Genomic DNA, 23,251 nt, shown 5'->3' with positions numbered 1-23,251 from the left:
TGTGTGCCCCTAACCCTTCATGAGGCTGACATCCTCAACCGCGATGGAGCCGCGGTTTCGGAAGTACACAACCAGGATGGCAAGACCGATGGCCGCTTCGGCGGCGGCTACCGTGAGCACGATCATTGCGAAGATCTGCCCCACCATGTCGCCCAGCGTGGTGGAAAAAGCCACCAGGTTGATGTTGACGGCGAGCAGCATCAACTCGATCGACATCAGGATGATGATGATGTTCTTGCGGTTCAAGAAGATGCCGAAGATGCCCAGCGTAAACAGCAGGGCAGCGACGGTAAGATAATGGCCAAGGCCGATTGCGATCATGTGCCTTGCTCCCTCAAATGCCCTGGCCGGGTTTGACGTTTTTCAGTTCAACGGCCTGTTCGCGGGTGCGTGCCACCTGGGCTGCAATGTTCTGCCGCTTGACGCCGGGCTTGTGGCGAAGCGTCAGCACAATGGCGCCGATCATGGCGATGAGCAGGATCATGCCGGAGGCCTGGAAGTAATAGACATAATCCGTATAGAGAATACGGCCAATGGCTTCCGTGTTGGTCACCTCGGTCATGGCAGGCGTGGGCGCAGCAACAAGGGATGCGGCTTCCGGCGCAATGGCCCAGACGCCGACGACCAGCAACAGTTCCAGCAGCAGGATGAAGCCGATCAGCGCACCAAACGGCATGTACTGCAAGAAGCCTTCGCGCAGCTCTGCAAAGTCCACGTCCAGCATCATCACCACAAACAGGAACAGCACGGCGACGGCACCCACATAGACGATGACCAGAATCATCGCCAGAAACTCAGCGCCCATGAGCACGAACAGGCCCGCGGCGTTGAAGAACACGAGAATAAGAAACAGCACGGAGTGAACAGGATTGCGTGCGGCGATGACCATCGCAGCCGACGCCACGGCAATGCCGGCGAAGACGTAAAACGCAATCGTTGCAACGATCATTGTGTGAGCCCCCCGGCCCGGAAAGTGTTTTGCAGGCTTCTTGTGCGGCCTGCGATTAAAATATGCGGGCTGCGTCCGTGCCGCTTTTAGCGGTAGGGCGCGTCCAGTTCCATGTTTTTGGCGATCTCGCGTTCCCAGCGGTCGCCATTGCTCAAAAGTTTGTCCTTGTCGTACATCAGTTCTTCACGGGTCTCGGTGGCGAACTCAAAGTTCGGGCCTTCGACAATGGCGTCCACCGGGCAGGCTTCCTGACAAAAGCCGCAATAGATGCACTTCACCATGTCGATGTCATAGCGCGTGGTGCGACGGGTGCCGTCATTGCCGCGTGGCTCGGCCTCAATGGTGATCGCCTGCGCGGGGCAAATGGCTTCGCACAGCTTGCAGGCAATGCAGCGCTCTTCGCCATTTGGGTAACGGCGCAGCGCGTGCTCACCCCTGAAGCGCGGGCTGATCGGCCCTTTTTCAAACGGGTAGTTCAGCGTCGGCTTGGGTTTCAGCATGTAGCGAAACGCCAGAAAAAAGCTCGACACAAACTCTGTGAGGAACAGCGAACGGGCAGATTGATCAAGCCAGGCCATGATGTCTCTCCCTTATGCCGGCAACAGGTCGAAGGCAACGAGTACGCCTGCCGTCGCCACCAGATAAAACAGCGACAAGGGCAGAAACACTTTCCAGCCAAGGCGCATCAACTGGTCGTAGCGATACCGCGGCACCATTGCCTTCACCATTGCAAAAATGAAGAACAGGAAAATCACCTTGATCCAGAACCAGAAGAAGCCCGGTATCCAGGTGAACGGAGCTATGTCTGCCGGTGGCAGCCACCCACCCAGAAACAGGATGGTAATCATGGCGCACATCAGCAGGATCGCCACATATTCGGCGAGGAACAGCAGCATGTAAGGCGTGGACGAATACTCGGTGGCAAACCCCGCCACCAGTTCAGCTTCGGCTTCGGGCAGGTCAAACGGCGGACGGTTGGTTTCGGCCAGCGCTGAAATAAAGAAGATGACGAACATCGGGAACAGCGGAATGAAATACCAGTTCAGCATCCCGTAGTTGCCATCCTGCGCGCGCACAATCTCTGACAGGTTCAGCGAGCCCGCCACCAGCAGCACTGTGACGATCACAAACCCAAGCGACACTTCGTAGGACACCATCTGCGCCGCTGAACGCAGCGCGCCCATAAACGGGTATTTAGAGTTTGACGCCCAGCCCGCCATGATGATGCCGTACACACCCAATGACGAAATGGCGAACACAAACAAGATGCCGACATTTATGTCGGCAAGCGCCCAGCCGTCCGCCATGGGAATGACCGACCACGCCGTGAGCGCCAGCACGGCCGCCACAATGGGGGCAAGCACGAACACGCCCTTGTTGGCGCCGGACGGAATGACAAACTCCTTGAAGACGAACTTCAAAAAGTCGGCGAAGGTTTGCAGCACGCCGAATGGCCCAACCACGTTGGGGCCACGGCGCAGGGCAACAGCGGCCCACACCTTACGGTCCGCATACAGAAGAAACGCGATCAGCACGAGCAGGCCGACGATGGTCAGCAACGTCTGGCCGATAATGATGGCGCCGGTCATACCGTATTCTGAAAGGAACTCAGCCATGGGTGCCTGTTCCTTCGTCGGTCGCGGCAACGCGGTGGGTGGCGGCCAGCGACAAGTCAGCCATGGTTTTGCTGGCGCGGGCAATCGGGTTGCTCAGGAAGAAATCTGCGATGGCAGGTTCAAACGGTGCTGAGTCCATGTTGCCGGCAGCCGGGCGCGGCACATCGCCTGCCTCAACCTGGCCGATGCGCATGAGATGCGGCGCGTCTTCATACATGGCGGCGCGTAGGTCTGCCAGATTGTCGTAGGGCAGTGTTTTGCCAAGCACGTCAGACAGCGCGCGCAAAATGGACCAGTCCTCGCGGGCATCCCCCGGCGGGAACGTGGCGCGGCGACCAAGCTGGGCACGGCCTTCGGTGTTGACCCATGTGGCTGATTTTTCAGTGTAAGCAGCACCGGGCAGAATAACGTCGGCGCGGTGTGCGCCCCGGTCGCCGTGACTGCCCTGATAAATCACAAAGGCATCGCCATACTGCGTGCCGTCGATTTCGTCAGCACCCAAAAGATAAACAACTTTGACGTCGCCGGAGCGCGCAGCATCCAGAATGGCTGTGGTGTCACGCCCGCTTTCGCCGGGCACAAACCCAAGGTCGAGACCTGCCACACGGGCAGCGGCGGTGTGCAGCACGTTGAAGCCGTTCCATTCGTCGCTCAAAGCACCAACGCTCCCCGCCAGCGAAATAGCTGCGGCGAGCACGGCAGCACCGTCAGCGCGGGTGAGCGCACCCTGCCCGACAATAATCATCGGGCGTTTGGCGTCCTGCAGAACCTGCGCAAACGAATGAATGCCGTGGGTGCCGGACACAACTTCGTTGAGCGTATCAGGCCCAGCCCCAAGCTGCGTGACGGGATAGGTCAGATCAAACGGCTGGCCGATATTGGCAACCGGCAGACCCGTTTCACGCCAGCGGCGGCGGATGCGGGCGTTGAGCACGGGGGCTTCCGTGCGCGGGTTGGAGCCGATGAGCAAAATGGCGTCGGCTTCATCAATGCCGGCAATGCCGGAATTGAAGATGTAGCCACCGCGCGCGCCAGCTTCCAGCTTTGTGCCGTCCTGTCGGCAGTCAATGCTGGTGCTGCCAACAGCCATTGCCAGATCCTTGAGGGCCTTCATGCTTTCAGCGCACGCCATATCACCGGCGAGGGCGGCAAACTGTGTGCCGTCGAGGCCGTCCATCTTTTCAGCGATGGCGGCGAACGCCTCATTCCAGGTTGCAGGCTGCAGCTTGCCGTCGCGGCGCACATAGGGCTGGTCCAGACGCTGGCGGCCAAGGCCGTCCCACACAAAGCGTGTCTTGTCGGAAATCCACTCTTCGTTGATGTCGTCGGCGTTGCGCGGAATGATCCGCATCACGGCCTTGCCGCGCGAATCCACCCGAATGTTGCTGCCAAGCGCGTCCATCACGTCGATGGTTTCAGTCTTCTTGAGTTCCCAAGGGCGCGCCTGAAACGCATAGGGCCGCGAAGTGAGCGCACCGACGGGGCACAGGTCAATCACGTTGCCCTGCAACTCGGACGACATGGCTTCTTCAAGATATGTCGTGATTTCCATGTCTTCGCCGCGGCCGATTGCACCAAGCTCCGGCACGCCTGCCACCTCTGTGGCAAAGCGGATGCAGCGCGTGCAGTGGATGCAACGGGTCATGATGGTCTTGACCAGCGGGCCGATATACTTGTCCTCGACGGCGCGCTTGTTTTCCGCGTAGCGCGAGCCATCAGTGCCATAGGCCATGGCCTGGTCCTGCAGGTCGCACTCGCCGCCCTGGTCGCAGATCGGGCAATCCAGCGGGTGGTTGATGAGCAGAAACTCCATCACCCCTTCGCGCGCCTCTTTCACCATTTTGGTGTTGGTGAACAGTTCCGGCGGCTGGCCTTCGGGGCCGGGGCGCAGGTCCTTGACGTTTTGCGCGCACGAGGCAACCGGCTTGGGCGGGCCACCCTTCACTTCAATGAGGCACATGCGACAGTTGCCGGCGACTGACAGACGCTCGTGATAGCAAAAGCGCGGGATTTCCTTGCCCGCTTCCTCACACGCCTGCAGCAGCGTGAGATCGCTATCAACCTCAACTTCCTGGCCGTCAACCTTGATGGTGCGCAGTTCGCCCATGCTCGTGATCCGTATCCTGACTATTCTGCCGCAACCGCAGGCGCGCCGGACTGGCGGGCCTTGCGGGCAGCAATGCGTGCTTCAAACTCCGGGCGGAAGTGGCGGATGACGCCCTGCACCGGCCATGCGGCGGCATCGCCCAGCGCACAGATGGTGTGACCTTCCACCTGTTTGGTAACTTTCAGCAGCGTGTCGATTTCCTCGACTTCCGCTTCGCCCCTGGCCATGCGCTCCATCACCCGCCACATCCAGCCGGTGCCCTCGCGGCACGGCGTGCACTGGCCGCAGCTTTCGTGCTTGTAGAAGTAGGATAGCCGCGCAATGGCCTTGATGATGTCGGTGGATTTATCCATGACGATGACGGCTGCGGTGCCAAGGCCCGACTGCACGTCTTTCAGCGCGTCAAAGTCCATCAGCACCGTGTCGCAAATGTCCTTGGGGATCAGCGGCACAGACGAGCCGCCGGGAATGACGGCCAGCAGGTTATCCCAACCGCCGCGCACACCGCCGGCGTGACGCTCGATCAGCTCTTTCAGCGGGATCGACATTTCTTCTTCGACGTTGCAAGGGTTGTTGACATGGCCGGAGATGGAAAACACTTTTGTGCCGGTGTTGCCGGGGCGGCCAAAGCCCGCGAACCAGTCCGCGCCACGGCGCAAAATGGTAGGCGCAACAGCAATGCTCTCCACGTTGTTGACCGTGGTGGGGTTGCCGTAAAGGCCTACATTCGCCGGGAATGGCGGCTTGAGGCGCGGCATGCCCTTTTTGCCTTCGAGGCTTTCCAGCAGCGCTGTTTCCTCACCGCAGATATACGCGCCCGCGCCGTGATGCACGATCACGTCAAACGGATAGCCTGAGCCACACGCATCCGGGCCGATCAGCCCGGCGTCATAGGCTTCGTCAACGGCGGCCTGCAGACGGTCCCGCTCGAAAATATATTCGCCGCGCAGATAAATGTAGGCGTGGTTTGCGCCCATGGCGAAACCCGCGACCAGACAGCCCTCAATGAGCTTATGCGGGTCGTGCCGCATCATCTCTCGGTCCTTGCAGGTGCCCGGTTCGGACTCGTCCGCATTCACTACCAGATAGTGCGGGCGACCATCGCTTTCCTTGGGCATGAACGACCATTTAAGGCCGGTGGGGAAGCCAGCCCCGCCGCGCCCGCGCAGGCCGGATTTCTTGATTTCTTCCACAATCCAGTCGCGGCCCTTGGCCAGCAACTCCTTGGTGCCGTCCCAGTCGCCGCGCTTGCGGGCGGCGTCAAGGTTCCAGCTTTCAAAGCCGTAGAGATTTGTGAAGATGCGATCTTTGTCAGCGAGCATCGACCTAGGCCTCCCCGCCGGTTGTTTGAGCGATGTGCGGGATTTCGCGCAGCGTTGTCGGGCCGCCGACCGGCGCGGATGTTTGACGATCCACCTGCGGGCCGACCTTTACCTCGCGCCCGGCCGCCAGATCATCCAGCAGTTTTGCGAAGTTTTCCGCCGTCAGGTCTTCATAGTAGTCGTCATTTATCTGAACCATGGGTGCGTTGGCGCAGGCACCCAGGCACTCAACTTCAAGCCATGAGAAATTGCCGTCAGCTGAGACGGTGCTCTGCTCGCCGATCTTCTCACGGCACACGGCCTTGATGTCGTCGGAGCCGCGCAGCCAGCACGGCGTGGTGCCGCAAAGCTGCACGAAGAACTTACCCACCGGCGAGAGGTTGAACATCGTGTAGAACGTCGCCACTTCCAGCGCCCGGATGTAGGGCATGTCGAGCATTTCAGCGACATAGCGGATGGCGGGTTCGGGCAACCAGTAGTCGTGCTGCTTTTGCGCCTGCCACAACAGCGGAATGATTGCCGAGGCCTGACGGCCTTGCGGGTACTTCGCTATCTGACCCTTGGCCCACTCCAGATTTTCAGGAGTGAACTCAAAGCTCTCTGGCTGGTTTTCATCCAGACGCCGGACGCTCATCGGTCCACCTCGCCAAATACAATATCAAGAGAGCCCAGAATGGCGCCAACGTCCGCCAGCATGTGGCCCTTACAAATATGATCCATCGCGTGCAGATGCGAAAAGCCCGGTGCGCGCAGCTTGCAGCGATACGGTTTGTTGGAACCGTCCGACACCAGATAGACGCCAAACTCACCCTTGGGTGCTTCTACAGATGAATACACTTCACCGGCGGGCACGTGATAGCCCTCGGTGTAGAGCTTGAAGTGGTGGATGAGCGCCTCCATGGAGCGCTTCATCTCGCCGCGCTTGGGTGGCACGATCTTGCCATCGGTGGACGAGACCGGCCCCTGCCCTTCCGCACTGCGCAGCTTTTCAATGCACTGCTTCATGATGCGGATGGACTGGTGGCACTCTTCAACGCGGCACAGATAGCGGTCGTAGCAATCACCGTTCTTGCCAACCGGCACATCGAACTCAAGCTCGTTGTAACACTCATAGGGCTGCGAGCGGCGCAGATCCCACGCCATGCCGGAGCCGCGCACCATCACGCCGGAGAAACCCCAGGCCAGCGCTTCTTCGCGGCTGACAACGCCAATGTCCACGTTGCGCTGCTTGAAGATGCGGTTGTCGGTGAGCAGACCTTCGATGTCGTTCATCACCTGCGGGAACTCGTCGCAGAAGGTCATGATGTCATCAAGCAGGGCGTTGGGCAGATCCTGGTGCACACCGCCGGGGCGGAAATAGGCTGCGTGCATACGGCTGCCAGACGCGCGCTCGTAAAACACCATCAGCTTTTCGCGCTCTTCAAAGCCCCAGACAGGCGGCGTCATCGCGCCCACGTCCAGCGCCTGGGTGGTGATGTTGAGAATGTGCGACAGCAGACGGCCGATCTCGCAATACAGCACCCGAATGAGCTGGCCGCGCTTTGGCACCGTGATGCCGTGCAGGCGTTCAACGGCCAGAGAAAAAGCGTGCTCCTGGTTCATCGGTGCCACATAGTCGAGGCGATCAAGGTAGGGCACGGCCTGCAGATAGGTCTTCTGCTCCATCAGCTTTTCGGTGCCGCGATGCAGCAGGCCGATATGCGGATCCACACGCTCAACGACTTCGCCGTCAAGCTCAAGAACCAGCCGCAGCACGCCGTGAGCGGCCGGGTGCTGGGGACCAAAGTTGATGGTCAGGTTGTCGGTCTTTTCGGCACCGTCTTCAGCGGTGGCCAGGTCAACGGGAGCGATGGTCATTTGGGCTGCTCCGCTTTTTCATCGCCGGGAAGCACATATTCAGCGCCTTCCCACGGGCTCATGTAATCAAAGCTGCGGAACTCCTGCATCAGCTTCACAGGTTCGTACACAACCTTTTTTTGTTCATCGTCGTAGCGCACTTCATAGTAGCCCGTCAGCGGGAAGTCCTTGCGCAGCGGGTGGCCCTCAAAGCCGTAGTCTGTCAACAGACGGCGCAGGTCCGGGTGGCCGGCGAACTGCACGCCGTACATGTCCCAGATTTCGCGTTCCTGCCAGTTGGCGACGGGGTAAACCGACACCACACTTGGTACCAGCGTTTCCTCGTCGGCTTCAATCTTGATGCGGATGCGGTGGTTCATGGTCATGGACAGCAGGTGATAGACCACATCAAACCGGCGTGTGCGTGACGGGTAGTCAACGCCGGTCATGTCAATCATCGTTGTGAACTCGCAACCGGCGTCGTCGCGCAGAAACTTCAGCACCCGGACGATGTCACCGGCGGGCACGCTGATTTCAAGCTCGCCGAACGCAATGCGCTGACGCTCAAGCGTATCGCCAAGACCCAAAGCAATATGCTCCGACAGTTCTTGGAGGGCTTCTGCGTCCGGGGTCACGTCAATGGCAGACATGCATTCAGGTCCAACTGGTCTTGTTTCAGGGATGCATCAGATGACACACCGAAGTTACGGGCGGTTCAGCGCTCGATTGTGCTGGTACGGCGGATTTTCTTTTGCAGTTGAAGCACGCCATACAGCAGCGCCTCAGCGGAGGGCGGGCAGCCGGGCACATATACATCCACCGGCACAATTCGGTCACAGCCGCGCACGACTGAATAGGAATAGTGGTAGTAGCCGCCGCCATTGGCACACGAGCCCATGGAGATGACGTAACGCGGCTCCGGCATCTGGTCATAGACCTTGCGCAGGGCCGGGGCCATCTTGTTGGTGAGCGTGCCCGCCACAATCATCACGTCGGAATGACGGGGGCTGCCGCGCGGCGCAAAGCCGAAGCGCTCAACGTCGTAGCGCGGCATGGAGACCTGCATCATTTCAACGGCGCAGCAGGCCAGACCAAATGTCATCCACATGAGTGAGCCGGTGCGGCCCCAGGCGATCAGGTCCTCAAGACTGGTGACGACAAAGCCCTTGTCGTCCATCTCTTCGGTGATCTGGCGAACCAGCGGGTCATTGTCGGCGTCAGATGGCTGCGGCGCGCGGGCCAGATAGCCGGTCCTGGGGTCAATCAGACCTTGCGACCCCTCAGGCACCAGCACACCGTCTTTGCTTTCTATTCCCATTCCAGCGCGCCCTTCTTCCACTCATAGACAAAGCCGATGGTGAGGATACCGAGAAACACCATCATTGACCAAAAACCGAACAGCCCGATCTCACCCAGAGAAATAGCCCAGGGAAACAGGAAGGCCACTTCCAGATCGAAGATGATGAACAGAATCGCCACCAGATAGAACCGCACATCGAACTTCATGCGCGCATCGTCAAACGCATTGAAGCCGCACTCATAGGCCGACAGTTTTTCCGGGTCCGGGTTGGAGGGGGCGACGATCATCGGGGCGACGAGAAACGCCGTTACCAGAACGATCGATACGCCGAGGAAAATAATGATCGGCAGATAGTTGGCTAGCAGGTCGGGCATGGTTGCAGGTCGCGCCTCAGCTTGATCGGCTTCTTACAAGGGGTGCCTAGCCCGGCAGACATGCGGACTTCAAGACAGCGATACAGCGATTCAGTGCCGCACCCAAGAGTGGCGACACTATATCGACGCGGTGCAGCATTTCAACGCGAACCAGTATCGGAAATGCCTGCTTTTTCGCATGGCGGCACGGCATATCGCGCATGGTTGCGAGCTTCTCGCAACTGACATGGATTTGCCGCATAAAAACAGACGCAGCGAAGGGTTATGCCGAGGGGCGTGCAGAGAGGTTTTGCAAAGGCCCGAAGGGCGGTCATGCGGGTGGCCACTTTTGCCTGCGCAAGGGCAGAAAAAGTGGCGGGAGTGACGGGACTCGAACCCGCGACCTCCGGCGTGACAGGCCGGCACTCTAACCAACTGAGCTACACCCCCGCATGAGGGCTTCGCGCGGGGCCAAAAGCGCCCGTGCGAGCGGCGTGTCTAGGGCACTCTGACCGGCGGTGTCAAGCGCTCTGAGCGGTAGATACCGGGGATAAATCGGAGGCAGCGGTTTGCGCCTCTTCGGGAGCGTGTTTTTTGGCAACCGCATGAAGCGCCAGCGCCAGTGATTTCACTTCAATGGGCTTGGGCACGAAGTCGGTCATGCCGGCTTTCAGGTAGTCGTCGCGTGTGCCGCGCATGGCGTGGGCGGTGATGGCAATAATGGGTACTGCTCGCCCTGTCCCCTGCTCTTCCTCGCGAATGAGCCGGGTGGCCATAACACCGTCCATGCGCGGCATCTGAATGTCCATCAGCACTGCATCGAAGTTGCCCCGGCGCACAGCCTCTACCGCTTCAATACCATCAGTCACCACCTCGAACGTACAGCCAAGGCGCGACACCATGGCGGTGATCACGCGCTGGTTGACGGCATTGTCTTCGGCAATCAGCACATGCAAGGAGCGGTTAGTCTCTTCGCAGACGGAATCCGCAGTCTTCGTCGGCATTTCGTCGGCGTCGGTAATGGCATCCGGAGAAACGGCATCAAGCGTAAACCAGAACCGGCTGCCCTGACCCGGCGCGCTTTCAACGCCGATTGTGCCGCCCATGCGTTCAACAAGCTGCTTGCAAATGGCAAGGCCAAGACCAGTGCCGCCGTAGGTTTCTGCGGTGCGATTGCTGCCCTGAGCATATGGCTGAAACAGCTTTTGCTGCATCTCAGGTGCGATGCCAATGCCGGTGTCGGCGATGCAATAGCGCAGACGTCGCTTGCTGGGCGCGGCAATTCCCTCAGCCTCAATAACTTCGGCACTCACGCGGATGGACCCTGCGGAGGTGAACTTGACGGCATTGCCGACGAGGTTGGTCAACACCTGCCGAAGCCGTGCCTGATCGGCCACCAGGGTTTCGGGAAGGTTATCCGCAGCATCGAAGAACAGATCAACATTGCGCTTGGCGGCGGAAGGCGCGAACAGGTCCACCACGCTTTGTACATGGCGCACGGGGTCGAACGCCACCGGGTTAAGTTCAAGCCGGTCGGCGTCGAGTTTCGACAGGTCGAGCAAGTCATCGAGGATGGCCAGCAGGCTGCGGGCACTTTCAGCAGCGGTTTCCACCAGCGGCTGCTGGTCTGCATCAAGTTGCGCGTTCGCCAACAAGTCGAGCATACCAAGCACACCGTTGAGGGGTGTGCGCAGTTCATGGCTGGCGGTGGCGATAAACTTCGATTTGGCGTCGCTTGCCGCCAGCGCATCAGCACGTGCCTTGCGCATACGGCTTTCAGCTTCCTTGCGGGCGGAAATATCGCCCACCGTGCCGACGATGCGGGTGGCGTTGCCGTTGTCATCAAACGCAGCAACGGCTTTGATCTCTGTCCATATAAAACCGCCATCCGGCTGCATCAGGCGTATTTCGGCATCGCAGCGCTTGTGACCCTCAAGATGCGCAACCACCAGCGCCGAATAGGTTTCCAGATCGTCTGGATGAATAAGTGATTTGGCGCGCTCGACTGACATCAGGTTGCCCGGCTCGGACAGCCCCAAAATCTCCTTGAAGCGGTCGGAGTAAAACACTTCGTCCGAGCCATAGCGCCAGTCCCACACACCGTCGCGGGATGCCTTGACCACCAGCGACAAGCGCTCCTGGGTTATGCGGCTAGCCTGCGCGCGGTCGCGCTCATCGGTTACATCCTGAAACACCCCGAACAGGCGGCAGCTGCCGATATCGTGAGCCCCATCCACCTCGCCGCGCGCAATGACATGGCGCAGCGAGCCGTCGGCCCGCACGATGCGCAGGTCAAAATCAAACGGCGCGCCGGTTTCGATGCTGTGGGAAATGCAATCGCGCACGCGCTGGCGGTCATCGGGATGATACGCCGCCACAGCTTGGTCAATGGTGACGCCTGCCGGGTCGGGCTCCATCCCGTGGATTTCGAACACCCGGTCAGACCATACCACCTGCCCGGTCGCCACTTCGTAACGCCAGTAGCCGGTGGAGCTGATGTTCTGCACGCGGTCGAGCAGGGTCTTGTGATGCGCACTGGACTCAATGGCTGCGCGCTCGGCGGTGGTTTCAGCAAGGGTAACGCTGAGGGTGTGGGGCACACCGGGCACCGGCTTGAATGCGAGGCGAAACCGGCGGCGCGTTGGGCCGGTATGCAGTTCCAGCGCCGGTGCTCCGCCTTCAATCCGCGCCATGGAGGCAATCCAGCGGATGTTGGCCGTGGCATTTTCAAAATGATGCAACCAGCCGTCATTCAGCAGGTCTTTGCGGCGGGTGCCCAGCAGATCAGCCGCCCCCTGCGAGGCAGCCAGGCAGTTGCCGGTGCCATCAAGCAGCAACATGGGTGCAGGCAACCAGTCAATATCGGGCAGGCCCGTGTTCTGTGTGTCGGGGGCGCTGGTGGACCGGTCCGTCATGTGCCGGGGCCTTTTGATATTGGGCACGCCCGCGCGGCAACGGGCCTGTCACTCTCGCCGCAGGTTGTGATGACGGAAAGTCTGACTGATTGAGGTTAAGACGACGCTAAACGGGTGTCGGAATGGTGCACACATAGGCCGCGACCGCGGACTGGGCTTTTCGCCCTCCACCATAAACGGGAGGAGCGCAGCGAGACTGACGTGGGTGCAAAAGTGCGAAAATGGTGGGCGGTGACGGGCTCGAACCGCCGACCCTCTCGGTGTAAACGAGATGCTCTTCCAGCTGAGCTAACCGCCCCACAGGCCGCTACAGCCCACTGCGTGGCCGCGCGACACGCAGGACATACGCCAGCCGCGGCCATTCGCCAAGGGTCAGTCATGATTTTTGCGCAAAACATTCTGCGGCCGGGCAACAGCCCAGCAAAAAAGCGGGCGAAAACACGAACGGCCAGCCACCCAATAACAGGGTGTGCCGGCCGCTGTGTTGTTCCGTCGCGGTAAGGCGCGCAAACAGCGTCAGCTATTCACGGCATCCTTGAGGCCTTTGCCAGCCTTGAACTTGGGCTGCTTGGAGGCTGGAATCTGGATTTTTTCGCCGGTGCGGGGGTTACGACCCTCGCTGGCGGCGCGCTGCGACACGCTGAAGGTGCCGAACCCAACGATCCGAACCTCATCACCGCCCTGAAGGGTTTTGGTGATTTGGTCAAAAACGCTTTCGACCGCCTGGGTGGCGTCGCTCTTTGACAGGCCGGACTGGTCGGCCACTTCTGCAATCAGATCGTTCTTATTCACTTTGATGCCCCATCGCTTTGAATGTGGTGCGGTTTAGGCTTTTGAGACTAGCCCCGCGCTTCGGCCCACCCAAGGGCTTTTCCGCAGAAAACAGGGAAAAAAGATGGTGCGCCGCACCATAAACAGCGATTCACGGTGAGGGGCAAAAGAAGTCTAACGCATTGATTTTACTGATATTTCTCTGGCCGATGTTGGCTTCTCAAACTCTGACAAGAAGTCATTAAAAATCAGGCACTTAGCGGTTCATTCCACGAAAACGGGCGACGAGGCCAAAATGTCTCGCCGCCCGCGGTTTTTCGAATCAGGCCATTTGACCCAATCCAGTGGGCCTAGTGAGCGCGTATCGCGCCCTCGCCCGCACTGCCTGCACCCTGAGCAATGTTAGACAGGGCTTTTTCTTCAAGCTCCGCCGTCTCCGCATCAAGGGGTGTCACTGGCCTGATAAGCGCGTGTTTCACCACCTCGTCCATGCTGGACACCGGAATGATCTCGATCGCGTTTTTCACGTTGTCGGGGATCTCCGGCAGGTCCTTGGCGTTTTCCTCGGGGATCAGCACCGTCTTGATGCCGCCGCGAAGGGCTGCCAGCAACTTCTCCTTGAGACCACCGATGGGCAGTACACGACCGCGCAGGGTTACTTCACCCGTCATGGCAATGTCCTTGCGCACGGCAATGCCCGTCATCAGTGAGATGATGGTGGTCGCCATGCCGATGCCGGCCGACGGACCGTCCTTGGGCGTGGCGCCTTCGGGCACATGGACGTGAATGTCCTTGCGCTGGAACAGCGTCGGGCGGATGCCAAGTTCAGCGGACCGCGCCTTCACATAAGAAGACGCCGCACCGATGGATTCCTTCATCACATCGCCCAGCTTGCCGGTGGTGGTCATTTTTCCGGAACCAGGCACCATCACACCTTCGATGGTCAGCAGTTCACCGCCCACTTCCGTCCAGGCAAGGCCGGTGACGGCACCCACCTGATCTTCTTCCTCGCCCACACCGAAGCGGTATTTGGGCACACCAGCAAACTCCTCAAGGTTGTCGTCGGTGACTGACACCCTGTCCACGTCGCTGGTGAGGATGGCCTTGATCGCCTTGCGGGTGAGGCCGGCCAGTTCACGCTCAAGGTTGCGCACACCGGCTTCGCGAGTGTAGCGGCGAATGAGCGTGCGCAGGGCATCGTCGCTTATTTCCCACTCACCCTTTTTCAGACCATGCGCCTTGATCTGGCGCTCGATCAGGTGACGGCGGGCGATCTCCACCTTCTCATCCTCCGTGTACCCCGCAATACGGATGATTTCCATCCGGTCCATCAAAGGTTGCGGCATATTGAGAGTGTTTGCGGTGGTGACGAACATGACGTTCGACAGATCGTAGTCCACTTCCATGTAGTGGTCCGAGAACGTCGAGTTCTGTTCGGGGTCAAGCACCTCAAGCAGCGCCGATGCCGGGTCACCACGGAAATCCTGACCCATCTTGTCGATTTCATCGAGCAGGAACAGCGGATTTGTGGACTTGGCCTTTTTCATCGACTGGATGATCTTGCCGGGCATTGAGCCTATATATGTCCGGCGGTGGCCACGGATCTCGGATTCATCCCGCACACCGCCCAGCGACATGCGCACGAAGTCACGTCCGGTTGCTTTCGCAATGGACTTGCCAAGCGAGGTCTTGCCGACACCGGGAGGACCGACGAGGCACAGAATGGGGCCGCGCAGTTTGTTCGTGCGCTGCTGAACCGCGAGATATTCGAGGATGCGGTCCTTGACCTTTTCCAGGCCGTAGTGGTCGTCGTTGAGCACCTTCTCAGCGGCGTTGAGGTCTTTCTTGACGCGGCTCTTCTTGCCCCAGGGGATAGACAGCATCCAGTCCAGGTAGTTGCGCACCACCGTGGACTCAGCCGACATCGGGCTCATCTGCTTGAGCTTTTTCAGCTCGGCAGTGGCCTTCTCCTTGGCTTCCTTCGAGAACTTGGTCTTGCTGATGCGCTCTTCGAGTTCGGCAACGTCGTCCTTGCCGTCTTCGCCTTCGCCCAGTTCCTTCTGGATCGCCTTGAGCTGCTCGTTCAGATAGTACTCGCGCTGCGTCTTTTCCATCTGGGTTTTGACGCGCTTGCGGATTTCCTTTTCCACCTGCAAGACGCTGATCTCGCCTTCCATGAAGCCGAAGATGCGTTCCAGCCGCTCGCGGATGCTGGTGAGCTCCAGCAGTTCCTGCTTTTCAGCAATCGAGATATTGAGGTGCGACGACACAGTGTCTGCGAGTTTGGAGGCGTCCGCGATCTGGCCGACGGACACCACCACTTCCGGAGGTACTTTCTTGTTGAGCTTCACATACTCTTCAAAGTGCCCGGTGACCGAGCGCTTGAGAGCGTTGATTTCAGCTTCGCCATCAACGTCGTCATCCAGCACCGCCATGCGGGCCTGGAAGAAATCATCGTTGGGCACAAACTCGGTTACGCGCGCACGGCGCACGCCTTCGACCAGCACCTTGACGGTGCCGTCGGGCAGCTTGAGAAGCTGCAGCACTGTGGCGACAGCGCCAATCTCGTACATATCGTCCGTGGACGGATCATCATTGGACGCGTCTTTTTGCGTCAGCAGCAAAATCTGCTTGTCGTCCGCCATCACATCTTCGAGGGCACGAACGGACTTGGGGCGCCCGACAAACAGCGGCACCACCATATGGGGGAACACCACAATGTCACGCAGCGGCAGGACGGGCAGGCCTTCGGGCCGGGGCGTCACGTCCTTCACGTTGGATGACGTCGCCGGAGCGGCGGTCTCTTTTGGTGTTTCGGGACTATCAGACATACAAAGTCACCTTGAGTTGCGGACCCTCGCATGAGGCATCCTGGCGGGCTTAACGCTGCTGCTCTGCCCCCGCCAAAGATCAGGCGACGGCGGGCATCAAAACCCGGATTTCAACACGTATGAGAAGCTGCGGCCGTGCAGGACGCACCGCGCTACGCCTCTATATCTGGTGCGCCGGCGCGGGGCTTCAAGGCCAGGTGGTGTCCCGCGCGCGCTGACACAAATGTACTAGGCGCTTGCGTCTGCTTCTTCAGCCGGGCGCTCGGCATAGATGTAAAGTGGCTGAGCACGGCCTTCGACGACATCGCCGGAGATCACCACTTCTTCCACACCATCGAGGCCCGGCAACTCAAACATGGTTTCAAGCAGAATGGCCTCAAGGATGGAGCGCAGACCACGGGCACCGGTCTTGCGCTCAATGGCTTTCAGTGAAATTTCCTTGAGCGCTTCTTCGGTGAAGGTCAGGGCGGTGTCTTCCATCTCGAACAGACGCTGATACTGCTTCACCAGCGCGTTTTTGGGCTCGGTGAGGATTTGGATGAGCGCGTCGGAATCGAGGTCTTCCAGCGTTGCCAGAACCGGTACGCGGCCGACAAACTCAGGAATAAGACCAAACTTCAACAGGTCTTCGGGCTCAATGCCTTTCAGCAATTCGCCGGTCTTGCGGTCGTCTTCGGCTTCCACCTGGGCTGAAAAGCCGATGGATGTGGACTTGCCGCGCTTGCCGATGATCTTTTCAAGCCCCGCAAATGCACCACCGCATATGAACAGGATGTTGGTTGTATCAACCTGCAGGAACTCCTGCTGCGGGTGCTTGCGCCCGCCCTGAGGCGGCACGCTGGCAACGGTGCCTTCCATGATTTTCAGCAATGCCTGCTGCACACCCTCACCCGATACGTCGCGGGTGATGGACGGGTTGTCAGACTTGCGGGAAATCTTGTCCACTTCGTCGATGTAAACGATGCCGCGCTGAGCGCGTTCCACATTGTAGTCGGCAGACTGCAACAGCTTGAGAATGATGTTTTCAACATCCTCGCCCACATAGCCTGCTTCGGTCAGGGTGGTGGCATCGGCCATGGTGAACGGCACGTCCAGAATGCGTGCCAGCGTTTGTGCCAGCAGCGTCTTGCCGCAGCCCGTGGGGCCAATGAGCAAGATGTTGGATTTGGCCAGTTCCACTTCGGAGTTCTTGGAGGCGTGGCCAAGCCGCTTGTAGTGGTTGTGCACAGCCACTGCCAGCACGCGCTTGGCATGGGCCTGACCGATTACATATTCATCGAGCACTGCATTGATGTCGGCGGGCGTCGGCACACCGTCAGTGGATTTCACCAGCGAGGATTTGTTTTCCTCGCGGATGATGTCCATGCACAGTTCAACGCATTCATCACAGATGAAAACCGTTGGCCCGGCAATCAGCTTGCGCACTTCATGCTGGCTCTTTCCGCAGAACGAGCAGTAGAGAGTGTTTTTTGGATCGCTGCTGCCGCCGCCGGTGACTTTGCTCATAAAGACTTTTCCCAAGTGGCCCCGGTATCTGGGGTTCTTCCGATTTGTCTGCGCGACCAGTAGTGGCCGCTGTCTCGTTCGTTTGCGCCAAAGTGCGCCTGAAAATCCTGCAAATGCTAAGCCAGCCAATATGAACGGTCGGCAACAGGAAAAGCGGCACCGGCGAATCCCAAGGTTTCATTCGACCACGATAGACAAAGGCCGATCAACACCCGGTTAAGAACAAGGTGGAGCGGCCTTTACCTTAATCAAGGTGCACAAAATCAAGGCAGGCCTGCAAACTGACCCGAAACAGGCGGATTTTTGGGTCAGGCGGCCTTGGCTTCGTCGGCAGGATCGCCGGGTCGGCTGTCCATAACAGCGTCTATGATACCGAAATCCTTGGCAGATTCAGGTGTCATGAAGTTATCCCGCTCCAGTGCCTCCTGAACCGCGTCCATGGATTGGCCTGTGTGTTTCACGTAGATGTCATTCATCCGCTCACGCAACGCGAGCACTTCGCGGGCATGAATCTCGATATCCGACGCCTGGCCCTGAAAGCCGCCTGATGGCTGGTGAACCATGATGCGCGCATTCGGCAGCGCGAATCGCATGTCCTTTTCGCCTGCCGCGAGCAGCAAGGATCCCATGGACGCCGCCTGACCTATGCACAATGTGGAGATCTTCGGGCGAATGAACTGCATGGTGTCGTAAATCGCCATGCCGGAGGTCACGATGCCGCCGGGCGAGTTGATGTACATCGATATTTCTTTTTTCGGGTTCTCGGATTCGAGAAACAGAAGCTGCGCCGTCACCAGACTGGCCATGCCGTCTTCCACGCCGCCGGTCACGAAAATGATCCGTTCTTTCAGCAGCCGCGAGAAAATGTCGTAGGCGCGTTCGCCCCGGCTGGTCTGCTCAACCACCATCGGCACAAGGTTCATATAGGTTTCGATCGGATCGTTCATGTGGGCGTGGTCCTTGTTGCGGAGGCGGTAAGCGGAGGCAAGACGCGCGGAATCGCGATGCTGCACATTAAATAGGGTTTGCTGGCCAAACCGTAAAGGCACGCAGGATTCTTTGATCCCGCCCGGCAATTTATCGGGGCAATGAAACCGCAAGGGGGCATTCACACCAAGCTCCCGTCACCCGGACCTGACCCGGGAAAGCGCAGTGCCGGGAAATGGTTCAGTTTCGACTAAGCCCCCCCCCTTTTTGCCATTCCACGACCTGGTCGTGGAATCCTGAGCCACCTGCAACAGCGATCCGGGCCGCTCTGGACCCCGGATCAAGTTCGGGGTGACACTGGATGGGTTGCCACTGGAACGGGAACATCCCGGAATTGGTGGCCGGACGCTGCGTGCCTGCACCTAGTCGTCTTTTTTCTTGGCGTCTTTCTTTTTTGTCGCTGTCTTCTTTTTGGCAGCGGCTTTCTTCTTTTTGGGCTTGTCGTCCTTTGCATCCACGGCATCTTCCGCAGGCGCGTCGGGGTCTTCGAGCAGGGCTTCGCGGGTGACTTTTTCATCGGTCACTTTGGCAAGCTCAAGGATGTAATCCACCACCTTGTCTTCAAACAGTGGCGCACGAAGCTGAGCCTGGGCCTGCTGGTTCTGGGTGTAGAACTGGAAAACCTGCTGTTCCTGCCCCGGATAATTGCGGGCCTGCTCGGCAATAGCGCGGTTTACCTCTTCCTGCGTCACGGTAATTTCGTTGCGCGAGCCAACCTCTGACAACAGCAGGCCAAGGCGCACACGGCGACCGGCAATGGTCTTGTACTCGTCACGCTCCTCGTCGGTGATTTCAACGTCCGAGTGGTCATGATCGTGATCGTGCTCAGGATCATAGTCCTCAGCGCTGTGTGCCTTCTCAGATTGCGCCTGCTGGATGATCTGCTCCAGCTCCTGCTCCAGCATTGTCGGCGGCAGTTCAAAATCGGTAATGCCGTCCAGTTCATCCAGAAGGGAGCGCTTCACGCGGCTGCGCGAGATACGGGCATAATCTTCGCCCATGCGGCCCTTGAGGGCCTCTTTCAATGCATCGAGGCTTTCAAGGCCCATCTGTTTGGCGAACTCATCGTCGATTTTCGTTTCAGCGGGGCCTGCCACTTCCTGCACGGTCACGTCGAACTCGGCATCCTTGCCGGCCAGGTTCTCAGCACCGTATTCCTCAGGGAAGGTTACCTTGACCAGCACCTCGTCGCCTTTTTTGGCGCCCTTGAGCTGCTCTTCAAAGCCGGGAATGAACTGGCCCGAGCCGATGACCAGTGACGCGCCTTCAGCGGCACCGCCGTCGAACGGCACGCCGTCGATCTTGCCAAGGAAATCAATGGTCAGGCGGTCGCCTTCATCCGCCTTGGCCTTGTCATCCTTCGGCTCATAGCTCTGCTGCTGGGCGGCCATGCGGCCCAGCGCTTCGTCAATCTCCTCGTCGGAGACTTCCACAACCGGGCGGGTCAGCTTGAGGCTTGAGAAGTCCGGCAGGTCGAAATCGGGCATGATTTCGAAGGTCAGCTTGTAGGCGAGGTCAGCGGTGCCCTCGATCACGGGCTCCACGTCGCCCTCAAGCTCAATATTGGGTTGCAGGGCGGGTTTGAGGTTTTTTTCCTCAATCGCTTTCTGGGAGGTTTCGCCGACGGTCTCCTGAATGACATCGCCCATCACGGACTTGCCATAGGTCTTTTTCAGGTGTGCTTTGGGCACCTTGCCGGGGCGGAAGCCCTTGAGCTGCACCTGACCTTTGATTTCGTCCAGCTTGGCATCCAGGCGGGTGTTGAGTTCGGCTGCCTCGACAACAACCTTGAATTCGCGCTTGAGCCCTTCGGAGAGGGTTTCGGTGACCTGCATAGACGTCTCAATTCCGTTTCATATGGCGCACCAGACAGATATGTCCGGTGCCGTGACGCTGGGCTTGAATGACGGGCAGCGCATGGGGTGCGCGCCCAAAAGCCAGCAAATTAGAGTGTCAGGAGTTGGTGCGGGCGGAGGGACTTGAACCCCCACACCTTGCGGCACAAGAACCTAAATCTTGCGTGTCTACCAATTCCACCACGCCCGCATACCCGCCTGACGGGCGGTGCGCTTTCTACACCATGAAAGCCCGCACGCAAACAGCCATCACGCGAGATTGCTCAGCTACTGTTTGACAGGCTGTTTGAACGGTCGTTCATACCAGCCCACATCCCAGTAGCGGCCAAACTTGAAGCCCACTTCGGCGAACAGGCCACATTGGGAGAACCCGAAGCCTGCATGGAGCGCCTCAGAGGCCGGATTGGGCTGTGTAATGCCTGCTACCAGTCTGTGGATAAGCTCGCCGTCGAGAGCGGCAAACAGGTGCCTGTAGAGGGCTTTGCCGGTGCCCCTGCCCCGCTCGTCCTTATGCAGAAAGATGCTGACCATTACTGTCTGGTCGTAGGCGGCACGTGCGCTGTACTGCACTGACGCCGCATAGCCGATGACCCGACCGGCGCGGGTGGCGACCATCAGGCGGTAGGGGCCGGTATCGGCAAACTGTGACAAATAGGGCATACGGGTCTCAACCGTGTGCGGCTCGATATCAAACGTGGCCGGGGTATCGGTCACATAGTGGTTGTAGATATCGACAATCGCCTGCCAGTCGTCTGGCGTGGCGGGCCGAATGTGTGTGTCGCCGTTAGCCAAGGTCTGCCTCCAGTTGTTCGAGCACTTCCGGCAGCATTTCAGGCAGGTCTTCGGCAATCAGGCCGGGGCCGAACAGTGTGGCTGCTTCGCCATGCAGCCAGACGCCGATGCATGCGGCCTCAAACGCCGGCACGCCCTGCGCCAGATGCGCCAGAATAAAACCGCCCAGCACGTCGCCGGAGCCAGCCGTGGCCAGCGTCGGCGGGGCGTTTGAGTTGATGGCCACTCGTCCGTCAGGGTCGGCGATGACCGTATCGGCACCCTTGAGCACCACGACAGCGCCGCTGCGCCTTGCCGCTTCGCGCACGCGGCCCGGCTTGCCGTCAGGGTGGTGCGTCAGGTCAGGGAACAGCCGGGCGAACTCACCGTCATGGGGGGTGAGGACAACCGGTTGATTGAAGTCGCGCCACAGGCTTGCCGGGTCATCCTCGAACGATGTCAGCGCATCAGCGTCGATGACCATTGCCGGTCCCATTTTCAGTGCCGCGTGGGTGCGGGCGCGGGTGGAGGAGCCAACCCCACTGCCCGGCCCGATCAGTACGGCGTTCTTGCGCTTGTCTTCCAGAATGCTTTTGAGCCCGGGCGCACCGTCGAACTCAGCCAGCATGATGGCGGTCAGGTGGGCGGCATTTTCTGCGGCAGCATCCGGCGGTGTCGCAACGGTCACAAGCCCCGCCCCCGCCCGCAGCGCACCGCGGGCTGCCAGCCGGGCCGCGCCGGTTTTTGTGGCCGGACCGCTCACCACCAGCGCATGACCGCGCGCGTATTTATGGCCGTCATTGCGCGGGACCGGGAAAACATCGCGCCACAGGTCAGGCATGTTGTGGAAAATGGTCGGCGCAATTTCGGCGATTGCCGCATCAGGTATGCCGATAGGGGCCACCACCAGTTCGCCGCAGGCCACGCGGCCCGGCATCAGTACATGGCCAGGCTTGGCACAGTGGAACGTGACGGTGAGGTCAGCGGCAAAAGCATCCCCCAGAGCTTCACCCGTGTTGCCATTGATGCCGCTTGGCACATCCACCGCCGCCACGGGCACGTCCGCACTATGGCTGGCGCGCGCCAGATCAGCTGCAACGCCTTCCAGCGGACGCGACAAGCCTGCCCCGAACAGCACGTCCACAATCAGCCCGGCGCCGTTCGTGCTGTCGCCGGTCAGCGGCTGCGTTGCGCCGGACCAGTCAGCCGCTGCCAGCGCCGCGTCGCCTTTGAGGTTGGTGATATCGCCGAGCAGGGAGAGCGTTACCGGCCAGCCGCGGTCTGCCAGCAGGCGTGCAACCACAAACCCGTCGCCACCGTTGTTGCCGGGGCCACACAGGATGGCAGTGGGGCGCGCGTCCCAGCGGTCGCAGATGGCATCCGCCACGGCGGTGCCTGCGGTTTCCATCAGGGTGCGGCCGGGGATGCCTGCCTTAACGGCATACGCATCCGCGCGATACATTTCTTCGGTCGTGAGGAGCGCCGGGCCGGGTTGGCCGGAAGATATGTCGTTGCGCATGTCCGCCTCCCCCGCAGGTTGAAATCAGCGAACCACCGTATCTGCTTCGCGGCCCAGTGACACTACGTGCAAACCGTCAGATGACGTTTCGAGTTGGGTTACGGAGCAGTTGTCGGGTCTGAACACGACCACGCTGTCGTTGCCTTTTGCTGCCCCCACCGCAGCGTTGATGGCAATGAAGTGGCTGAAGATCACCGTGTCCTGTTCGATCCGTTGAAGCCGCTGCACCAGCGCATCGCGCCAGCCGGTAAAATCGACAGTGCCGGAGGTCTGATCCTTTGCAATATCGGCCCAGGTGCCAGGCATGATGCGTCGCAGCCACGCGCCGCGCGCTTCCAGATCGTCCGTAGGCGACGGTATCTCGCTTACCAGCGGTTCTACTACCGGCACCAGCGACCACATGCGGGCCAGCGGGATGCTGGTTTCGCGGCAGCGCTTAAGCGGGCTTGTGAGCACCGGCAACGGGCCTGCCTTTTCGGACAGGGCCGGGCCAAGATGCTCTGCAACGGCTTCCGCCTGCGCCTGACCTTCGGCATCAAGGCCGGGGTCAGGGTCTGCCGCCCAGCCGGCCGCCGCCTTGCCGTGCCGGATCATGTAAATGCGCGCCATGGG

Annotated in this window: 20 protein-coding genes and 3 tRNA genes; all 23 read right to left on the bottom strand. The window is 59.8% G+C overall.

Annotated features, from left to right (window positions below):
* Positions 1–9: 9 nt before the first annotated feature.
* Positions 10–318 carry an NADH-quinone oxidoreductase subunit NuoK gene (gene nuoK / locus RIB87_RS00635; protein WP_350142555.1) on the bottom strand — a complete coding sequence of 103 codons (309 nt, stop codon included), beginning with the start codon at positions 316–318 and terminating at the stop codon, positions 10–12.
* A 16-nt stretch (positions 319–334) separates the two neighbouring features.
* The gene (locus tag RIB87_RS00630) at positions 335–949 is read right to left on the bottom strand and encodes an NADH-quinone oxidoreductase subunit J (RefSeq protein WP_350142413.1); all 615 of its coding nucleotides are present in this window, start codon (positions 947–949) and stop codon (positions 335–337) included.
* 86 nt (positions 950–1,035) lie between these two features.
* Complete coding sequence (gene nuoI / locus RIB87_RS00625) at positions 1,036–1,527, bottom strand: NADH-quinone oxidoreductase subunit NuoI (protein WP_350142411.1); 492 nt, start codon at positions 1,525–1,527, stop codon at positions 1,036–1,038.
* Between the two features lie 12 nt (positions 1,528–1,539).
* A complete protein-coding gene (nuoH, locus tag RIB87_RS00620; protein WP_350142409.1) occupies positions 1,540–2,565 on the bottom strand; it encodes an NADH-quinone oxidoreductase subunit NuoH in 1,026 nt (341 codons plus the stop codon).
* Complete coding sequence (nuoG, locus tag RIB87_RS00615; protein WP_350142553.1) at positions 2,558–4,663, bottom strand: NADH-quinone oxidoreductase subunit NuoG; 2,106 nt, start codon at positions 4,661–4,663, stop codon at positions 2,558–2,560. The genes nuoH and nuoG overlap by 8 nt, the downstream gene beginning before the upstream one ends.
* Positions 4,664–4,692: 29 nt before the next feature.
* Entirely contained in the window at positions 4,693–5,994 is a 1,302-nt protein-coding gene (gene nuoF / locus RIB87_RS00610; protein ID WP_350142407.1) for an NADH-quinone oxidoreductase subunit NuoF, read from the bottom strand.
* Positions 5,995–5,998: 4 nt separating this feature from the next.
* Positions 5,999–6,628, bottom strand: coding sequence for an NADH-quinone oxidoreductase subunit NuoE (gene nuoE / locus RIB87_RS00605; RefSeq protein ID WP_350142405.1), 630 nt, complete (start codon positions 6,626–6,628; stop codon positions 5,999–6,001).
* Entirely contained in the window at positions 6,625–7,851 is a 1,227-nt protein-coding gene (locus RIB87_RS00600; RefSeq protein ID WP_350142403.1) for an NADH-quinone oxidoreductase subunit D, read from the bottom strand. Before RIB87_RS00600 ends, nuoE begins: the two co-directional genes overlap by 4 nt.
* On the bottom strand, positions 7,848–8,480 hold the full coding sequence (locus RIB87_RS00595) for an NADH-quinone oxidoreductase subunit C (protein WP_350142401.1): 633 nt from the start codon (positions 8,478–8,480) through the stop codon (positions 7,848–7,850). The genes RIB87_RS00600 and RIB87_RS00595 overlap by 4 nt, the downstream gene beginning before the upstream one ends.
* A 65-nt stretch (positions 8,481–8,545) precedes the next feature.
* Positions 8,546–9,148 carry a NuoB/complex I 20 kDa subunit family protein gene (locus tag RIB87_RS00590; RefSeq protein WP_350142399.1) on the bottom strand — a complete coding sequence of 201 codons (603 nt, stop codon included), beginning with the start codon at positions 9,146–9,148 and terminating at the stop codon, positions 8,546–8,548.
* On the bottom strand, positions 9,139–9,504 hold the full coding sequence (locus RIB87_RS00585) for an NADH-quinone oxidoreductase subunit A (protein ID WP_350142397.1): 366 nt from the start codon (positions 9,502–9,504) through the stop codon (positions 9,139–9,141). Before RIB87_RS00585 ends, RIB87_RS00590 begins: the two co-directional genes overlap by 10 nt.
* Positions 9,505–9,856: 352 nt before the next feature.
* Positions 9,857–9,933, bottom strand: a tRNA-Asp gene (locus RIB87_RS00580).
* Between the two features lie 71 nt (positions 9,934–10,004).
* Complete coding sequence (locus tag RIB87_RS00575; RefSeq protein WP_350142395.1) at positions 10,005–12,398, bottom strand: hybrid sensor histidine kinase/response regulator; 2,394 nt, start codon at positions 12,396–12,398, stop codon at positions 10,005–10,007.
* A 222-nt stretch (positions 12,399–12,620) separates the two neighbouring features.
* Positions 12,621–12,696, bottom strand: a tRNA-Val gene (locus RIB87_RS00570).
* Between the two features lie 218 nt (positions 12,697–12,914).
* Positions 12,915–13,190, bottom strand: a complete 276-nt coding sequence (gene hbs, locus RIB87_RS00565) for a non-specific DNA-binding protein Hbs (RefSeq protein ID WP_350142393.1) — start codon at positions 13,188–13,190, stop codon at positions 12,915–12,917.
* A 329-nt stretch (positions 13,191–13,519) separates the two neighbouring features.
* The gene (gene lon, locus RIB87_RS00560) at positions 13,520–16,000 is read right to left on the bottom strand and encodes an endopeptidase La (RefSeq protein WP_350142391.1); all 2,481 of its coding nucleotides are present in this window, start codon (positions 15,998–16,000) and stop codon (positions 13,520–13,522) included.
* Positions 16,001–16,228: 228 nt separating this feature from the next.
* Complete coding sequence (clpX, locus tag RIB87_RS00555; protein WP_350142389.1) at positions 16,229–17,506, bottom strand: ATP-dependent Clp protease ATP-binding subunit ClpX; 1,278 nt, start codon at positions 17,504–17,506, stop codon at positions 16,229–16,231.
* 308 nt (positions 17,507–17,814) lie between these two features.
* Positions 17,815–18,453 (bottom strand): ATP-dependent Clp protease proteolytic subunit, encoded by a 639-nt coding sequence (locus tag RIB87_RS00550; RefSeq protein WP_350142387.1) that lies wholly within the window; start codon positions 18,451–18,453, stop codon positions 17,815–17,817.
* Between the two features lie 402 nt (positions 18,454–18,855).
* The gene (gene tig, locus RIB87_RS00545) at positions 18,856–20,328 is read right to left on the bottom strand and encodes a trigger factor (RefSeq protein WP_350142385.1); all 1,473 of its coding nucleotides are present in this window, start codon (positions 20,326–20,328) and stop codon (positions 18,856–18,858) included.
* Positions 20,329–20,454: 126 nt separating this feature from the next.
* Positions 20,455–20,539 (bottom strand) — tRNA-Leu (locus RIB87_RS00540).
* A gap of 77 nt (positions 20,540–20,616) precedes the next feature.
* Positions 20,617–21,141 (bottom strand): GNAT family N-acetyltransferase, encoded by a 525-nt coding sequence (locus RIB87_RS00535; RefSeq protein ID WP_350142383.1) that lies wholly within the window; start codon positions 21,139–21,141, stop codon positions 20,617–20,619.
* The gene (locus RIB87_RS00530; RefSeq protein WP_350142381.1) at positions 21,134–22,639 is read right to left on the bottom strand and encodes an NAD(P)H-hydrate dehydratase; all 1,506 of its coding nucleotides are present in this window, start codon (positions 22,637–22,639) and stop codon (positions 21,134–21,136) included. The genes RIB87_RS00535 and RIB87_RS00530 overlap by 8 nt, the downstream gene beginning before the upstream one ends.
* 24 nt (positions 22,640–22,663) lie before the next feature.
* Complete coding sequence (locus RIB87_RS00525; protein ID WP_350142379.1) at positions 22,664–23,248, bottom strand: histidine phosphatase family protein; 585 nt, start codon at positions 23,246–23,248, stop codon at positions 22,664–22,666.
* Positions 23,249–23,251 lie beyond the last annotated feature (3 nt).

This window comes from Pyruvatibacter sp. (assembly GCF_040219635.1).
Classification (GTDB): Bacteria; Pseudomonadota; Alphaproteobacteria; order CGMCC-115125; family CGMCC-115125; genus Pyruvatibacter.
The sequence above is the reverse complement of the archived record's forward strand: the minus strand, read 5'-3'. Positions and strand labels throughout refer to the sequence as shown.

What these genes read in the sequence shown, in the direction of transcription:
- RIB87_RS00525 (WP_350142379.1), bottom strand. Translation starts at nt 23,248, where the DNA reads ATGGCGCGCATTTACATGATCCGGCACGGCAAGGCGGCGGCCGGCTGG.
- RIB87_RS00575 (WP_350142395.1), bottom strand. Translation starts at nt 12,398, where the DNA reads ATGACGGACCGGTCCACCAGCGCCCCCGACACACAGAACACGGGCCTG.
- tig (WP_350142385.1), bottom strand. Translation starts at nt 20,328, where the DNA reads ATGCAGGTCACCGAAACCCTCTCCGAAGGGCTCAAGCGCGAATTCAAG.
- RIB87_RS00600 (WP_350142403.1), bottom strand. Translation starts at nt 7,851, where the DNA reads ATGACCATCGCTCCCGTTGACCTGGCCACCGCTGAAGACGGTGCCGAA.
- RIB87_RS00530 (WP_350142381.1), bottom strand. Translation starts at nt 22,639, where the DNA reads ATGCGCAACGACATATCTTCCGGCCAACCCGGCCCGGCGCTCCTCACG.
- RIB87_RS00595 (WP_350142401.1), bottom strand. Translation starts at nt 8,480, where the DNA reads ATGTCTGCCATTGACGTGACCCCGGACGCAGAAGCCCTCCAAGAACTG.
- RIB87_RS00550 (WP_350142387.1), bottom strand. Translation starts at nt 18,453, where the DNA reads ATGAACGATCCGATCGAAACCTATATGAACCTTGTGCCGATGGTGGTT.
- nuoF (WP_350142407.1), bottom strand. Translation starts at nt 5,994, where the DNA reads ATGCTCGCTGACAAAGATCGCATCTTCACAAATCTCTACGGCTTTGAA.
- RIB87_RS00590 (WP_350142399.1), bottom strand. Translation starts at nt 9,148, where the DNA reads ATGGGAATAGAAAGCAAAGACGGTGTGCTGGTGCCTGAGGGGTCGCAA.
- lon (WP_350142391.1), bottom strand. Translation starts at nt 16,000, where the DNA reads ATGTCTGATAGTCCCGAAACACCAAAAGAGACCGCCGCTCCGGCGACG.
- clpX (WP_350142389.1), bottom strand. Translation starts at nt 17,506, where the DNA reads ATGAGCAAAGTCACCGGCGGCGGCAGCAGCGATCCAAAAAACACTCTC.
- nuoH (WP_350142409.1), bottom strand. Translation starts at nt 2,565, where the DNA reads ATGGCTGAGTTCCTTTCAGAATACGGTATGACCGGCGCCATCATTATC.
- RIB87_RS00585 (WP_350142397.1), bottom strand. Translation starts at nt 9,504, where the DNA reads ATGCCCGACCTGCTAGCCAACTATCTGCCGATCATTATTTTCCTCGGC.
- RIB87_RS00630 (WP_350142413.1), bottom strand. Translation starts at nt 949, where the DNA reads ATGATCGTTGCAACGATTGCGTTTTACGTCTTCGCCGGCATTGCCGTG.
- nuoE (WP_350142405.1), bottom strand. Translation starts at nt 6,628, where the DNA reads ATGAGCGTCCGGCGTCTGGATGAAAACCAGCCAGAGAGCTTTGAGTTC.
- nuoI (WP_350142411.1), bottom strand. Translation starts at nt 1,527, where the DNA reads ATGGCCTGGCTTGATCAATCTGCCCGTTCGCTGTTCCTCACAGAGTTT.